The following is a 16,012-nucleotide window of genomic DNA, read 5'->3' as shown; positions in this document are numbered from 1 at the left end:
AATAAATAAAAATAATTTATTACATTGTATCATGGATGGACGTGCAAATACTATAGAATTTATTATGTATACAAATTCCGTATACGTATAACGTATATATTCTGCAAAAGTGTTTAAAAATCCTTTGAGAAAAAATAATTTTTTTATAATTATAAGAATATAGTATTAATGTATACTAGTTCTTATAGAAATAGCTTGTTGCGGTTTCGTATATATTTTGAACTGTATATTATATGAGGGTGAATTATAAATAAAGTAGCTAGCCATTTGAATTAAATAGCTAGCTACTACGATAGATTATATTATACTACAGAATCAGGGTGTATTATATGCTCCCTGATTTTGGATTTATAATTCGTTATGTAATTTTGGTGCATTTAAGAAAGTAATATCTGGATTACGTTCTTGAACCCAGCCCATTTGCCACTCATTGGAAATGAGGACTACTGTGCGATCGCGATTATCTTTTACAATCATAGCGTTATCTACGCCTTTTAAGGTTGACGTATCTACATCGCCATCAATCCAACGAGCCACACCGTATGGCAATGTATTGTTTAATAGATCTACGCCATACTCATTTTTGAGGCGGTATTCTAATACTTCAAATTGAAGCATACCAACGGCGCCTACTACGAAAGAATCAAGAGCACCTGGCTGCTCAAAAATTTGTACAGCCCCTTCTTGGGCAAGTTGTGTCATACCTTTTAGGAATTGTTTACGTTTCATTGTATCTTTTGGGGATACACGAGCAAAGAATTCTGGTGGGAATACAGGGAAATCGCCGAAGGTTACCTTGTGTTTTGGGGAACATAAGGTGTCGCCTACACCCATAGTACCAGCATCGAATACACCTATAATATCGCCAGGGTATGCATCCTCTACAATGGTACGTTCGGTAGCCAAGAATTGTTGTGGTTGGGAAAGGCGAATGGTCTTATTAGATTGACGATGTAATACGGACATACCTTTTTCAAATTTACCAGAGCAAATTCGCATAAAAACAATGCGGTCGTGGTGATTAGGATCCATATTAGCTTGAATTTTAAATACGAGAGCCGTAAAATCATCGCTAGTTGGTTGTACTACTTCTTCAATAGCTGGACGTGGAGCAGGGGACGGTGCGAGTTCTAAGAATTTCTCTAAGAATGGTTTGACACCGAAATTTGTCATAGCAGAACCAAAGAACATAGGGGTTAATTCACCAGCGCGTACCTTTTCAAAATCGAATGAATCTCCAGCTACATCGAGGAGTTCAATATCGTCGAGAAGTGCTTGATAAACGTCTTCACCTAATAATTCTTTCATTCGCGGATCATCTAATTTACCTTTTTCAGAAGCTAATTTTTCCTGACCGTGAGTGGTGTCTTTTTCAAAAAGTTCGATAGTTTCATGTTCTCTGTCATATACGCCAAGGTATTCACCATTGATACCGATAGGCCAGTTCATAGGACATGTACGTATGCCGAGAACATTTTCTATTTCTTCCATTAAGTCGAAGGGGTTGCGACCAAAGTGGTCAATTTTGTTGACGAAGGTAAAAATAGGAATTCCCCGTTCTTTAGAAACGGCGAATAATTTCTTTGTTTGCGCTTCTACGCCTTTAGCTACGTCAATGAGCATGACAGCACTGTCGGCAGCCATTAATGTGCGATAGGTATCTTCAGAGAAGTCCTGGTGACCAGGCGTGTCGAGAATATTGACACGGCAGCCGTCATAATCAAATTGTAGAACGGAGCTAGTAACAGAAATACCGCGTTGTTTTTCTATTTCCATCCAATCAGATACGGCGTGTTTGGCAGTTTTTCGAGATTTTACAGAACCTGCTAAGTGGATGGCACCACCATATAATAATAATTTTTCCGTTAATGTTGTTTTACCCGCATCCGGGTGAGATATGATAGCAAACGTACGACGACGTTGTACTTCTTCTAAAAATGTCATTCCTTCACCTCAATTAATTATCGCCTACTACAGCGTTATATGTATTATATCTTTTCGATTATACCTTATTTTAGTGGTTATGACTATGAATTTGTAGTATAATATTATTCCACTAAATAATGCCTGTACGAAATACTGTATTATTATTGATGATACCGTACTTTAGCAGGCTAAGTTTTATCAAATTTCTTTTCTTTTACTGCAAATTTTACTGCACTATGGTTTTACTGTTTGTGAAAGTAATTGGAGGGGGGACCATGCGTTTATTTATCGCTGAAAAGCCATCAATGGCAAGGGAAATCAGCAAGTGTTTACCGGAAAATAAAAATATACAAAAGCGCAATGGATACTTTATTCAAGGTGATGATGTAGTGACATGGGTTGTAGGGCATGTATTGCATCAAGCAGAACCAGGAGATTATAACGAACAATATGTGCGTTGGCGGCATCAAGATTTACCAATAGTGCCCACTGAATGGAAATTGCTCGTCACAGATAGTAGTCGCCAACAATTTGAAATAGTAAAAGATCTTATCTCTAAAGCCGATAGTATCGTCAACGCTGGTGACCCTGATAGAGAAGGACAATTGCTAGTTGATGAAGTATTGCATTTTGTAGGAAATACGAAACCGGTACAACGTATATTGTTAAATGCATTAGACGAAAAATCTATTCGTAGTGCCCTTAACGACTTACGAAATAATAAGGATTTTTATAACCTTTATCAATCTGCATTAGCAAGGGCACGTGCAGACTGGTTAATTGGTATGAATTTATCACGGGCCTATACATTATCAGAACGGTATAAGGGACATAAAGTAACATTGCCTATTGGGCGCGTTAAAACCCCAACTTTGGCACTCGTAGTTCGTCGAGAACGTGAGTTAGACTCGTTTAAGCCAGTAGATTATTTTACTGTAAAGATTCAATATGAACATCCAAATGGTTTATTCTGGACTACTTGGCAACCTACAGATGAACAAAAAGGGCTGGATCATGATGGACGTCTTATTAATAAAAATATTGCTGATGAATTAGTACACAAATTGTCAATTTCACCGAAAGGTATTATTCAAAGCGTTACTAAATCAAAAAAGAAAGACCCACAACGACTGCCACTTTCACTATCATCATTGCAAGTATTGGCAGGAAAGGCATTTTCTTATGATCCACAAACCGTATTGGAAACAGCGCAAAAGTTATATGAACGGAAATTGACAACTTACCCTCGTTCAGATTGCGAATATGTACCACCTAACCAATATGAAGATAGAGTTGTTATTTTACAAAATTTAAGTCGCTGCAATGATGAAAAATTGCAACTTTGGTCTCAAGGGGCTAATCAATCTATTAAATCTCGTACTTGGAATGAAAAGAAAATTACTGCTCATCACGCGATTATTCCTACTACGGTATATTGCGATGTGTCTACTTTGAGTAAGACAGAACGAAATATTTATTTTCTTATCAGTCAAGCCTACATAGCTCAATTTTATGGTGAGCACTTATATGAACAAACTAAAATCGTCGTTGTTCAACAAGAGGAACGTTTTGTTGCTAATGGTCGTGTTGTTATTGACGAAGGTTGGAAGTTTTTGTATAAACGTCAAAAAACAACGAATCTAGAAGATGATGTAGATTTAACTGACGATACAGGTGCAGAGTCTATAAAAGGTAAAGAGGCTATAGAAGAAACAGATCACTTACCAGTAGTGAAGAAGAATGATGGAGTTTTATATAAGGATTCTTCTATTGAAGCAAAACAAACGAAACCACCTTCAAGATTTACACCATCTACTTTGTTACAGGCAATGAAAGAAATCCATAAATTTGTCAAGAATGAAGATTTAAAAAAGCAATTAAAAGCCGTATCTGGCATTGGTACAGAAGCGACGAGGGCTAATATTATCGATGAGCTGATTTCACGAGGATTTATGAAAACATCTGGTAAAAAACAAGTGTTATCACCTACGGATACAGGGTATTTGTTAGTAGATGCATTGCCAGAAGAATTGTTGTATCCAGATGAAACGGCGGTGTGGGAAGAGCGATTATCATTGATGAGTGAAGGTGAGGATACGCTTGATGCCTTTTTGTCGGATCAAGTTAAGTTTTTGCAGCTCTTGATTGATAAACTACAATTTGGAAATACTGAAGGTAGAAATAAAATGATGCCTAATGTGGTACGCACTATTACATCTCAACAAGGACGTAGCCCGATAAAGCGGCTCAGTGAGTCGGAACTATCGGAGTTAAAGTCTTGTCCTAAATGTGGTAAAGGAAAATTGGTAGAGAAGTCTGGAAAATTTGGAACATTCTATGGGTGTAATAACTTTCCTAAATGTCGATATACGGAATCACTAGAGGAAATTAATGCATCAGCACCGATGGCAGACTTACAGGTGGAGTGTAAGGATTATAAATGTCCACGGTGCAAAACAGGTTATTTTGTAAAACAAGAAGCTCATGGTCGCGTATCTTGGGTGTGTAGTAATCGCTCTCACTGTCGGACGCAATGCGCCGATATCGATGGAGTGCCAAGTTTATATAAAAAATAGAATACCTTTGTCTGGAGGTGAAACAGCCCCCTTAAAGTTAGACTAAAAATCTAACTTTGAGGGGGCTGTTTCATTAGCTACGCTTTATTTTATGTTATTTTTGTCCTATAACCCTATTTTTATATCATTATGATTATTTTGGACATTTCCAATCATTAGAGAGTTGATTGTGATTATTTACGTCTACCCCGACGGCTACCTTGTGAAGTAGAGGTACGGCGTTGTCGGGTGTTAGATCCTTTATGACCGCGCGCTTTGTGGGCTTTAGCTTTTGTAGATTGGTAATTACTCGTAATTTGCGGCTTATTAGTAGACTTATTTTTTTTAGGGGCTGAGCCAGCATTGCCTTTAGTCTTAATTTGACCGTCCTTTGTGTATTTCGTCAATGTCGCTTGAATAGCACGCTCAATACGGCGCAACCATGCTTCCTCAGAAGGGGTAGCAAAGGTTATTGCGACGCCACTATTACCAGCACGACCAGTACGACCAATACGGTGAATATAATAATCTACATCACGTGGTACATCATAGTTATATATATGGGTAATACCTTCGATATCGATACCGCGAGCAGCAATATCGGTAGCCACAAGAATCTGCGTTTTTGCTTTTGAAAAATCCCGTAAGATTTGGGTGCGACGGCCTTGTGTCAAATCACCATGCATTTCTGCAATATTGAGTCCAGCTGCAGTCAATTCGTAGGACAAGCGAATGGCGCCTTCCCGTTTATTACAAAATACGATGGCTAAGAATGGATCATCTTCTTTGATCATTTCGATGAGACGCTGTGTTTTATCTTCGGGATTCATCATGTATACACGTTGATCGATGGCATCTAAGGTGATATGTTTACCCTCTGCTGTAACAGATACAGGTTTAGACATATAGGCTTTAGCTAAATTTCTAATTTTATCTGGAATGGTAGCCGAGAATAATAGCAATTGCCGACTAGCATCGGTTTGGCTAATAAGATGTTCAATATCTGGCAAGAACCCCATGTGTAACATTTGATCAGCTTCGTCTAATACGACACGGCGGATTGTATTCAGATGTAGGGATCCTCGTTTTGCATGGTCTAATAATCGGCCAGGCGTACCTACAATTACATGAGGTCGTCTGCCGAGTTGTTGTAATTGAGCTTCAATAGTTTTGCCACCGATGAGCGGGAGAATATCTACGCCCAATACGGCACCTAATGTTTTAGCTTCCTCTGCAATTTGTTTAATTAATTCGCGCGTAGGGGCGATGATGAGCACTTGCTCTTGGTTTACATCGATGTGAACACGTTGCAAAATAGGTAATAAAAAAGCGAGTGTTTTGCCTGTACCTGTTTGGGCTTTGGCAATGACATCGTTGCCTTTGAACGCTACTGGTATAGCCTGTTCTTGAATAGGTGTAGGCTCTTTGATGCCTTGTTTGTTTAATGCTGTGATTAAGGCGTCACATACACCTAAGGTTTTAAATGATTTCATAAGTCGTCCTTTCTTATATCATATATTACATTAATTATACATGGGAAATAGAATTCCTACAAATCGATTGGCTAAATGAGAATTGCCGTTATGATATTTATAAGGATAAATTTAAAATATAGTTATCTAATTGATAATAGATGATAAAATTATTGGTTTGTATAACACTTATATAGTTATTAGAATTTAATATAGATTTTTAGACTATACCTAGAAAGTTTGAATTTATCTAATATATATAATATGAAGAATCATAATAAACATGATTAAAAAATATAAGCACCTTAAAATTTGGCTTATAAAATTGATAATATTTGTTGAAATAGCGAGTGAAAGTGGTATAATGTTTTAGAGGTTTAATACGTATTATTCTTAATAAGGCGTATTTGATATGAGGTTGTTATAGGTATATAGGAGGTGTCATATGGCGATTAAAAAATTGAAAGATATGAAAGTCGGTGAAACTGGCACTATCGTTACACTTCATGGTAGCGGTAATGTAAAACATCGTCTTATTGATATGGGGCTTGTAAGTGGTACAAAGATTCAAGTAGTTAAATTTGCTCCATTGGGAGATCCTGTGGAAATTAAGGTGAAAAACTTTGAACTAGCTCTACGCACAAGTGAAGCTGGTATGATTGATGTAGAGGTTTTATAGGAGGTCCAACATGGAACAAATTCGTGTTGCTCTAGCAGGTAACCCCAATTGTGGTAAAACTACAGTATTTAATAATATTACAGGAGCAAAACAGCATGTAGGTAATTATCCAGGCGTTACAGTAGAGAAAAAAGAGGGCCGTACAAAATTTGATGGTCATGAATTATTATTTATTGATTTGCCGGGTACATATAGTTTAACAGCTCGTTCTCTAGATGAATTAGTAGCTCGCGATGTTATTATTAATGATAATCCCGATGTTATCGTTAATGTCCTTGATGCATCTAATTTAGAACGTAACTTATATTTAGCGGCACAACTCATCGAATTAGAGAAACCGATTGTTATTGCTCTGAATATGTCCGATGTATCTGAAGATATGGGCTTTAAGTATAATACAGAATTGTTGTCGAAATTAACTGGCGCTACAATTGTTCATACTGTAGGTCGTAATAATGTTGGCACCGAGGCATTACTGGGTGCAACTATTGATGCGGCAAAAGCAAACAAAGCACCTAATGTGATTGTTCCGTATGGTGATATTCTTGAACCTAAAATTGTAGAATTACAAGAAGAAATTGAAAAAGTTTCTACTATTACATATCCAGCTCGCTGGGTAGCTATTAAGCTACTTGAAAAAGATGCAGATGTACAAGGGAAAATAATGCGTCTTGAAAATACTGGCGCAGTTCTTGAAAAAGCTAAAGCTATTCGTGAAGAATTAAAAGACCAAGTAGATTTAGATGTTGTATTCCAAGAATATCGCCACCGTTTTGCAGTAGACGTATTTAACACTATTACTGTTGAGTTACCAACTACGACTGAAACACGTTCTGATCGGTATGATAAAATTTTGACACACCGTATATGGGGCTTACCAATTTTCATGATTGTCATGTGGCTATTATTTAACTTTGTTAATACGGTAGGTGCCATTCCTCAAGGATGGATTGAAGATGGCTTTACTGCGTTGCAAGAATGGGTAGTTACAGTTATCCCTGAAGGTCAATTGCAATCCCTAGTTTCTGACGGTATTATAGCTGGTGTTGGCGCAGTACTTTCCTTCGTACCATTAATTTTATTATTATTCCTTGGTATTTCTTTTTTAGAAGATACAGGGTATATGGCTCGTGCAGCATTCGTAATTGACCGTGTAATGCGTGCCTGTGGTTTGCATGGTAAATCTTTTATTCCTCTATTATTAGGGTTTGGTTGCTCTGTACCGTCTGTCATGGGTGCTCGTATTCTCGACAATTATAAAGACCGTATGGTAACTATCCTAATTACACCGTTCATGAGTTGTTCTGCTCGTTTACCAGTTTACACCTTGATTGCTGGTGCTTTCTTTGCGCCTGAAATTGCAGGGACTGTAGTATTTGCATTCTATATGGCAGGTATTATTTTCGGTATTATTTTTGCAAAGATTTTCCGTAAATTCTTATTTGCTGGTGAAGCAGAACCATTCGTAATGGAATTGCCGCCTTATCATTTACCTACCTTAAAAGCTACGTTGATGCATATGTATGAACGTGGTATTTTATACATAAAAAAAGCAGGTACATTTATTCTAGCTACATCTATTTTAATATGGTTTATTACTACATACCCAATGGATGTACAATACTCTAAAGATTATGATCAACTACACGAACAAGTAAGTCAAGCGTATGAAGTAAAGGATGCGCAAGTACTTCAACAGTTTGGTATTACTACAGAGGAACAAAAGGTTGTTGTTAATGATATCGTTGATCAAATGAAATCAACTGTAGAAGATGCTACAGCAGAAGCGGAAGAGAATGGGGAAGATGTTCCTGAAATTGAAGTAGAAGATGATTCAGAAGCACCTGATTTATTTGCTGATATTAAAGCACAAAACGAGCAATTGTTCCCAGCAGCTTGGGGGCTTTATAAAAATAGCGTAAATATGGAAGATGAAAATGGGAAAATTGATGAAGAGCAATCTTCTGAAAAATTGGAACAATCTTATGCGGCGATGTTTGGTAAAGCCATTAATCCAATTCTTGAACCATTGGGATTCGATTGGAAAATCGGCGTTTCCCTTGTGGCTGGCTTAGCCGCTAAGGAGGTTGTAGTATCTACTTTGGGTACTATTTATGCAGTAGGTGGTGATACTGATCATCCAGAAGCATTGACTACATACTTACAAAATGATCCGCATTTTACACCATTAGTTGCATTAACATTAATGCTATTCGTTTTAATTTACCCACCATGTGTTGCTGCATTGGCAGTTATTAAACGTGAAACAGGTTCCTGGAAATGGGTTGGATTCATGTTCATGTATGAAAATGTATTCGCTTGGATTGCATGTTTTGTTTTTTACAATATTGGACGTGCATTAGGCTTCTAATCCATTAATAGATACATTTACTTATTTTACTTATGATAAACTATGACATAATAGATTTAATGATTGCGATTTAGTTATAGAAAAATTAAAATTACTACTTGATAATTATCAATATCCGTGGTTAAATGATAATGAGAAAAGGGAAATCCCTAAAAGACAGCTCTTTTCAGTATTTATCCTTGATTGTGAATTGATATTGAGAAAGAAGGGCTATTATGGATAACCTGATTATAGGACTCATAGTTGTATTAGCATTAGCTTATATAGGAAACAAGATTTATAAACAAATGTCTGGTCAGGGCGGCTGCGGTTGTGGCGGCGGTGATTCTAGCAAGTTGAAAGAATCGAGTGGCTGTGGTGGTAACTGTAGTTGCGATGGATCTAATCAAGCGCTTGGTATTAAGCGTACCGATAAGTAATGTGCGAACTAATTTCGTTTATAAAAGAGGAGTCTCTATAAGGGATTCCTCTTTTTATATAAGTTTATATTTTACCTATATATGAAAGGAACATAACTATGTTTAACTTCGACAAAAACAATCTTAAAAACGCTAATCTTTTTGCAGCAGGTCTTGCAATGGGCACTGTAGGTTTAAAAATCTTAACTTCTAAAGATGCTAAAAAAGTATATGCTGGTATCGTAGCTGCTGGTCTTCGCGCTAAAGAAACTGTATTGGAAACTGCAGAAAAAGTGCAAGCATCTGCATCTGATGTACTGGCAGAAGCTCAAGAAATCAATGAAGCACGCAATGAAGAAATTTTCGAAGACAACAAATAATTTAAAGGGCTGAACTATGTTACAATTTTCTGTAGTACGAAAACTCAGAAATCGCTTGCATGTTAAGGTGACAGGTCATCGTTTTACCGAAGCAGAAGCAGCTTTCGTTGAAGATACCTTGTTAACACATCCTGCTATTTTAGATGTAACCTTCTACACGCGTAGTAGCCAAATAGCTATTAAACACACTGGCGATGATATGGCTGTGCGCGATGCAGTTCTTGCATTACGCGATTTAGAATTATCCGCAGCACCGGCTTTGAATGAGTACTCACCACGTCTTGTAAATAAAAAATATCGTGAAATGATGCTTAATAAAACAGCTATTTACTTAGGTAAAAAGGCTGTTTTACCAGCGCCAATTGCTGCTGCATGGGCATGGTTTGACGGTATTAAATTTATCGGCAAAGCAATTAAAACATTATGGCAACGCAAATTGACTGTAGAAGTTCTTGATGGTGTAGCTATCGGTGCAGCATTGTTGCAAAAAGATTATCCTACAGCTAGTGCTGTTATGTACTTGCTCGGTATTGGAGAGATTCTCGAAGAATGGACACATCGCAAATCCGTATTGAACCTTGCAGAAAGCATGTCTTTGAATGTTGATAAGGTATGGGTTCTCGTAGATGATATCGAAGTAAGTAAACCTGTTAATGAAGTCGTAACAGGCGATAAAATCGTTATTCGTCAAGGTGAAGTGATTCCGCTGGATGGTGTAGTTATCGATGGCGTTGTGCTCGTTAATGAAAGCTCCATGACTGGTGAGCCAGAAGCAGTACGTCGAGATAAGGATACATCTGTATACGCTGGTACTGTTGTAGAAGATGGTCGCGCTATTGTAGAGGTATATAGCACATCTAAATCATCTCGTTATGAAAAAATCGTCAACTTAATCGAAGAATCAGAACAAATGAAATCTGGTATAGAACAACAAGCGTATCGTATGGCGGATAAACTCGTTCCTATTAGCTTTATTGGCGCTGGTTTAACATTTTTGCTCACTCGTAATGTTATGAAAGCATTATCTTGGGTTATGGTTGATTTTTCTTGTGCATTGAAATTATCAATCCCGTTAGCGGTATTATCTGCTATGCAAGAAGCATCTAAACGAGGTATCACTGTTAAAGGCGGTAAATTCTTAGAACAAATTGCTCAAGCAGATATGGTTGTATTCGATAAAACAGGAACACTTACTAAAGCGGAGCCTGAATTTGAAGAAATTATTCCATTCAATGGTCAAGATGCAGATGAAATGTTAAAGTTGGCAGCATGCTTAGAAGAGCATTTCCCTCATTCCATGGCGAAAGCTGTTGTAAGAGCTGCTAAAGAACATGCATTGCCTCACAAAGAGATGCATTCTGATGTAGAATATGTCGTAGCTCACGGTATCGCATCTAAAGTAGGTAGATTCCGTGTACGCATCGGCAGTGCTCATTTTATCTTTGATGATGAAAAAACTAAAATACCTGTAGGGGAACAAGAAAAATTCGATAATCTACCAAATACATCTTCCCATTTGTACCTTGCTATTGGAGGTACATTGGCAGCTGTTCTTTGCATTAAAGATCCTGTACGAGAAGAAGCAAAACGCGTAATATCTGAATTACATGAATTAGGTATTAAAAAAGTCGTTATGATGACTGGCGATTCTAAGCGTAATGCAGAGCGTGTAGCTAAAGAAATTGGTATCGATGAAGTGCATGCTGAAGTATTGCCTGAAGATAAAGCTGCTTATGTAAAACAAGCTAAATCTGAAGGTTATACAGTGATGATGATAGGGGATGGTATCAATGATTCTCCCGCTATTTCAGAAGCGCATGTAGGCATTGCTATGAATGAAGGGGCCCCGATTGCTCAAAAAATCGCGAATGTAACGATTTCTTCCGATAATTTACAAGCACTTGTAGATTTACGCAAACTTTCGTTAGCACTTATGAAACGTATTAAAGCAAATTACAATGGTATCGTTGGTTTTAATGGCGCTCTCGTAGGTGGTGGTGTACTTGGTGTTATGCCACCGAGTCAAACTGCATGGTTACATAATCTCTTTACATTAGGTATTGGCCTTGAAAGCATGACTCCATTGCTTGGTAAAAAAGATGATGTAGTAACAGTTACAGATGTAGTCGATACTATTAATGTAACTGCAGAGACAACCGTAGCTTGATGACATAAAACTGCATGGACTATGAATAGTTATATCTTATACATAGTCTGAGTGATGAAGAACCTCCATAGAAATTTTCTAATGGAGGTTCTTTTGTATGGAATTTTACGTCTAGGTAGTGTACAATAGCAAGAGATTATTATCATAGGAGACGTATATGAACACGTTATTAGATATTTGTAAACGTTCCATATATATGAATCTATTTATTGTAGTCATTCCTTTGATTGCGTATATGATTCATAATGGATCTAGTGCTACTGTAGCGTTAGTTTGGTATTTGCTGCTATCTTTATGCATTCCTTGGACCTATGTGTCGTATCAATCGAGTACATTTGGGAGTGATGGATACCATATCAATCGTTGGATATTCATAGTATCTTGGATTCTTACACAGGTTTTGACATATAAATTAATATTTTTAGGCATCAATTTATCCTTTATTTGGGAACTGCCAAACTTTGCTAGAGATATTGTGTTTTTAATAGGTATGTATGGTCAAGTTACATTATCTTTGTTGCTAGCTTTCGGTGGCACTCGTTTGCTGGGAGGTGCCTGTGAATAAAACATTTATTATTTTTACATTAGTGTCTGCGTTGTTTGTTAGTGCTGTTACAACAGTACTTAGTCAAACCCATTTGATATCACCTATTATATTGTTCCCTGTACTTTCATTAATAGTACCTATTCTACTGAGAAGGGCAGATCAATTCCGAGATACACTGGCAGTATCCATGAAGTATCATGTGCATAGCTGGGCTATAGCTAATGTATTCATTTTCTTTACTACCATACTTACTTTCACTATAGACAATGCACTGCTTGCATTAATTTTATTTTTTATAGCTTATTTTCTAGTACAATTGCTTATTGAACTGATAGCATTATTGATGACAATGTTTTTTTGTCGACAACGCCGTTTCGGCATCATCGATGAAGCTATTGATATGTGTATGTATATTTTACCGGTGCCATTTATCTATATAGGTTCAATTCTGTATATAGATATTTACAGTATGTCTTTTCTATCGATATATGCGCGAGCAATTGATACAAATCTTTTATTTGCAGAGTTACTATTACTGGTAATCACATTATTTGTTTTTGTAATGTATATGTATCCAAGAGCTGGGATTCACAAATTTCCTCGTTTGGTGCGAATTATAATAACAGCTGTTATGTGGTTGGCTATGAATGCTCACATCTTATATGGAGGGTATGTTCCTGAATTTGTGAAAGCGCTAATGCCTATAGTGTTACCAATCTATCAAGGGAATGTGCTAGTATTTTTTACACCAGGGTTGATAGAAGCGAGTTTTATCATTGCCGCTGTTTTTATTGGTCGTATAGTAGAACTAGGTGTTGTGAAAGCAATGCTTAAACGAAGTTAATAATGTTTATACTAAAGGAAAACGTTACCAATAGATAGGTGGTATAAGAAAATTGTTATTAACAGATTGAGTTCTGTTAATTATAGTCTATGCAGAGGATGATTGCGTAGATTTTGTGTAATTATATCGACTCATATCCATTGTGAATGAGAACGAAGGAGGATTTTTATGAATGAACATGTAGCGGATGGTAACCAACAGGTACCAAGCCCAAAAACGGAAGCGAAAGGTAAGAAAACAAAAGGAGTTACAGTAGGCACTAAGGTTACCTTGCGTGAGTTAACCATTATTGGTCTATTAGGTGGTATTACATTGGCTCTTGGATTTGGTGGAGCTGGGATTATTCCTTTAGGACCTTTGAATGTAACTACATTACATGTACCAGCTTTAATTGGGGCTCTTATTGAAGGTCCTAAGGTAGGGGCTTTTGTAGGTCTTATTTTTGGCTCTTACAGCTTATGGCAAAATATAACGGCGCCTAATATTTTATCGCCATTATTCTGGAATCCTATTATTTCTGTATTACCGCGTATTCTATTTCCTGTTCTAGCGTGGTTAGTGTATAAATCCTTGTGGAAAGTGTCACAAGGGCCTAAATTAATTATTGCCTCCTTTATGGGGACTGTATTTCATACTTTAATGGTAATGGGCCTTATATACTTATTCTATGCTAATATGTTTGGAGAATTAATGAAATTATCTTCAGATCAAGTTTTATGGACTATCATAGTATTAAGTGCTACCCATGGCATTCCAGAAGCTGTATTTGCAGCTGTTATTGTTACACCAGTGGCATTGGCATTGCGTAAAGCATTAGGTAAAGATAAACTTGTAAAAACGACTGCAATTCAGAATACAGAGAATACTGTGAATTAGTTTACATAGTTTTATAAATTATGATAGAATATATATGATACAATAAGTATTGAGGAGGATTATCATGGCTAAACGTATTCGTACAATTAACACTGAATCATTACAAAAAACTGCAAAAACTGGCGGTTGTGGTGAATGCCAAACATCTTGCCAATCTGCATGCAAAACTAGCTGTACAGTAGGCAACCAAGTTTGCAAACAAAAATAATGAAAGAGAGCCTGTGGCTCTCTTTTTTCTTATGCATACCATACATATTGTGTATGGTATATCTTTATGACTACTTTCGGCACAGAGATTCGATTTGTGGTACAATGATCTAGAAAGTTCTATATAGTAGACCTTTCCCATATATATAATTTGGAGGTACCATGTTAGAATTAAAACCAATGATCCATAAGTTTCGGATGAAAGATACATACTATTGTTTAGACGTAAATAGTGGTATCATTCACGTCATTGATGAGCTCATCGATAGAGTTTTAGATATATACGATGGCACGAATCGCGATGCTGTTCATGCTGTATTAGATTCATCGGAAGATGCAGTAGAATTAAATGAAATTATGGATGAGTTAGATGAACTTATCGCAGCAGAGCAATTGTTTGCGCCTATGAGTCAGGAGTTTAAGTTGGTAGTAGGCGAGAAACCAGTTGTAAAGGCTTTATGCTTGAATATTGCGCATGATTGTAATTTAGCATGTAAATATTGTTTCGCTAGCCAAGGTGATTATGGCGGTGTGAAACGGGAACTGATGAGTTTTGATGTAGCTAAACGAGCTGTTGATTTTCTTATTGAAATGAGCGGCCCTCGTCAACATTGTGAGATTGACTTTTTCGGCGGTGAACCATTACTTAATTGGGATGTAGTAAAGCAAACTGTTGAGTATATCGAATCTATCCAAACACAACATAATAAGATTTTCAAACTTACATTAACAACAAATGGCATGTTGTTAACACAAGATAAAATTGACTATGTAAACGAACATAAAATGAGTTTAGTATTATCCTTAGACGGTCGTGAAGATGTGCATAATGCTATGCGTCCAGTAGCAGGTAGTGGTACGGAGTCTTATAAATTTATCGCTAAAAATCTCATTAATGCAGTTAAACAACGTCATGGTTTAGAATATTATGTACGCGGTACATATACGCATAAAAATCTTGATTTTACAAAAGACGTAATGGCTATGTCTGATCTTGGATTTGAACATTTATCTATGGAACCTGTAGTAGGGGAAGAAGGGGATTATGTTCTTCGTGAAGAAGATTGGCCAATGCTTGAAAAAGAGTATGAAGCTTTAGCTGATATTTATTTACAACGTCAAATAGATGGCTGGGGTGAGAAATTTAATTTCTTCCACTTCCGTATGGATTTATATCGCGGACCATGTATGGCAAAACGTTTACGCGGATGTGGTGCAGGCCACGAATATATGGCTATTGTGCCAAATGGTGATATTTATCCATGCCATCAATTCGTTGGAAAAGAAGATTTCATTCTTGGCAATGTATACGATGGATTGCAAAATACTGAAATTCCTACAAAATTCAGAAATACTCATGTATTCTCTAAACCGACTTGTGCTGAATGTTGGGCTAAATTCTTCTGCTCCGGCGGTTGTCATGCCAATAATATAACATTAGGTGGCGATTTAGAAACACCTTATGAATTTGGTTGTCGCTTGCAGAAAAAACGAATTGAGTGCGCTATTATGATTCAAGCTGAATTAGAACAGGCTGGCATTGATGGTAGTATCCCAGTAGCGCTCGGATAAGTTGATGATATTTAGTGA

13 protein-coding genes are annotated in these 16,012 nt (G+C 36.9%); 11 read left to right on the top strand and 2 right to left on the bottom strand.

Annotated features, from left to right (window positions below):
* Positions 1 to 348: 348 nt before the first annotated feature.
* Positions 349 to 1,944 carry a peptide chain release factor 3 gene (locus EO120_RS06545; protein ID WP_127134685.1) on the bottom strand — a complete coding sequence of 532 codons (1,596 nt, stop codon included), beginning with the start codon at positions 1,942 to 1,944 and terminating at the stop codon, positions 349 to 351.
* Between the two features lie 257 nt (positions 1,945 to 2,201).
* On the opposite strand from EO120_RS06545, the gene EO120_RS06540 reads away from it, so the two are divergent.
* Entirely contained in the window at positions 2,202 to 4,502 is a 2,301-nt protein-coding gene (locus tag EO120_RS06540; RefSeq protein ID WP_127134684.1) for a DNA topoisomerase 3, read from the top strand.
* A gap of 173 nt (positions 4,503 to 4,675) precedes the next feature.
* Here the strand turns inward: EO120_RS06540 and EO120_RS06535 are convergent, their stop codons facing one another.
* On the bottom strand, positions 4,676 to 5,974 hold the full coding sequence (locus EO120_RS06535) for a DEAD/DEAH box helicase (protein ID WP_127134683.1): 1,299 nt from the start codon (positions 5,972 to 5,974) through the stop codon (positions 4,676 to 4,678).
* A 424-nt stretch (positions 5,975 to 6,398) separates the two neighbouring features.
* Between EO120_RS06535 and EO120_RS06530 the strand changes: the two genes are divergently transcribed.
* The 10 genes from EO120_RS06530 to scfB all read left to right on the top strand — a co-directional run bounded on the left by EO120_RS06530 (position 6,399) and on the right by scfB (position 15,994).
* A complete protein-coding gene (locus EO120_RS06530; RefSeq protein WP_127134682.1) occupies positions 6,399 to 6,632 on the top strand; it encodes a FeoA family protein in 234 nt (77 codons plus the stop codon).
* A 10-nt stretch (positions 6,633 to 6,642) separates the two neighbouring features.
* Positions 6,643 to 9,003, top strand: a complete 2,361-nt coding sequence (gene feoB / locus EO120_RS06525; protein ID WP_127134681.1) for a ferrous iron transport protein B — start codon at positions 6,643 to 6,645, stop codon at positions 9,001 to 9,003.
* A gap of 215 nt (positions 9,004 to 9,218) precedes the next feature.
* The gene (locus tag EO120_RS06520; RefSeq protein WP_127134680.1) at positions 9,219 to 9,422 is read left to right on the top strand and encodes a FeoB-associated Cys-rich membrane protein; all 204 of its coding nucleotides are present in this window, start codon (positions 9,219 to 9,221) and stop codon (positions 9,420 to 9,422) included.
* Between the two features lie 98 nt (positions 9,423 to 9,520).
* The gene (locus tag EO120_RS06515) at positions 9,521 to 9,781 is read left to right on the top strand and encodes a DUF6110 family protein (RefSeq protein WP_127134679.1); all 261 of its coding nucleotides are present in this window, start codon (positions 9,521 to 9,523) and stop codon (positions 9,779 to 9,781) included.
* A 16-nt stretch (positions 9,782 to 9,797) separates the two neighbouring features.
* Entirely contained in the window at positions 9,798 to 11,948 is a 2,151-nt protein-coding gene (locus EO120_RS06510; protein ID WP_127134678.1) for a heavy metal translocating P-type ATPase, read from the top strand.
* 157 nt (positions 11,949 to 12,105) lie between these two features.
* Positions 12,106 to 12,513 carry a hypothetical protein gene (locus EO120_RS06505; protein WP_127134677.1) on the top strand — a complete coding sequence of 136 codons (408 nt, stop codon included), beginning with the start codon at positions 12,106 to 12,108 and terminating at the stop codon, positions 12,511 to 12,513.
* A complete protein-coding gene (locus EO120_RS06500) occupies positions 12,506 to 13,339 on the top strand; it encodes a hypothetical protein (RefSeq protein WP_127134676.1) in 834 nt (277 codons plus the stop codon). Before EO120_RS06505 ends, EO120_RS06500 begins: the two co-directional genes overlap by 8 nt.
* 168 nt (positions 13,340 to 13,507) lie before the next feature.
* The gene (locus EO120_RS06495; RefSeq protein WP_127134675.1) at positions 13,508 to 14,215 is read left to right on the top strand and encodes an ECF transporter S component; all 708 of its coding nucleotides are present in this window, start codon (positions 13,508 to 13,510) and stop codon (positions 14,213 to 14,215) included.
* Positions 14,216 to 14,279: 64 nt separating this feature from the next.
* Positions 14,280 to 14,423 carry a six-cysteine ranthipeptide SCIFF gene (gene scfA / locus EO120_RS06490; RefSeq protein WP_004693318.1) on the top strand — a complete coding sequence of 48 codons (144 nt, stop codon included), beginning with the start codon at positions 14,280 to 14,282 and terminating at the stop codon, positions 14,421 to 14,423.
* Positions 14,424 to 14,584: 161 nt separating this feature from the next.
* Positions 14,585 to 15,994, top strand: coding sequence for a thioether cross-link-forming SCIFF peptide maturase (gene scfB, locus EO120_RS06485; protein ID WP_127134674.1), 1,410 nt, complete (start codon positions 14,585 to 14,587; stop codon positions 15,992 to 15,994).
* The last annotated feature ends 18 nt before the right edge of the window (positions 15,995 to 16,012 follow it).

Source organism: Veillonella caviae (assembly GCF_003992125.1).
Classification (GTDB): domain Bacteria; phylum Bacillota; class Negativicutes; order Veillonellales; family Veillonellaceae; genus Veillonella; species Veillonella caviae.
Note: the sequence above shows the minus strand (reverse complement) of the source record. Positions and strands in the feature narration are given on the sequence as shown.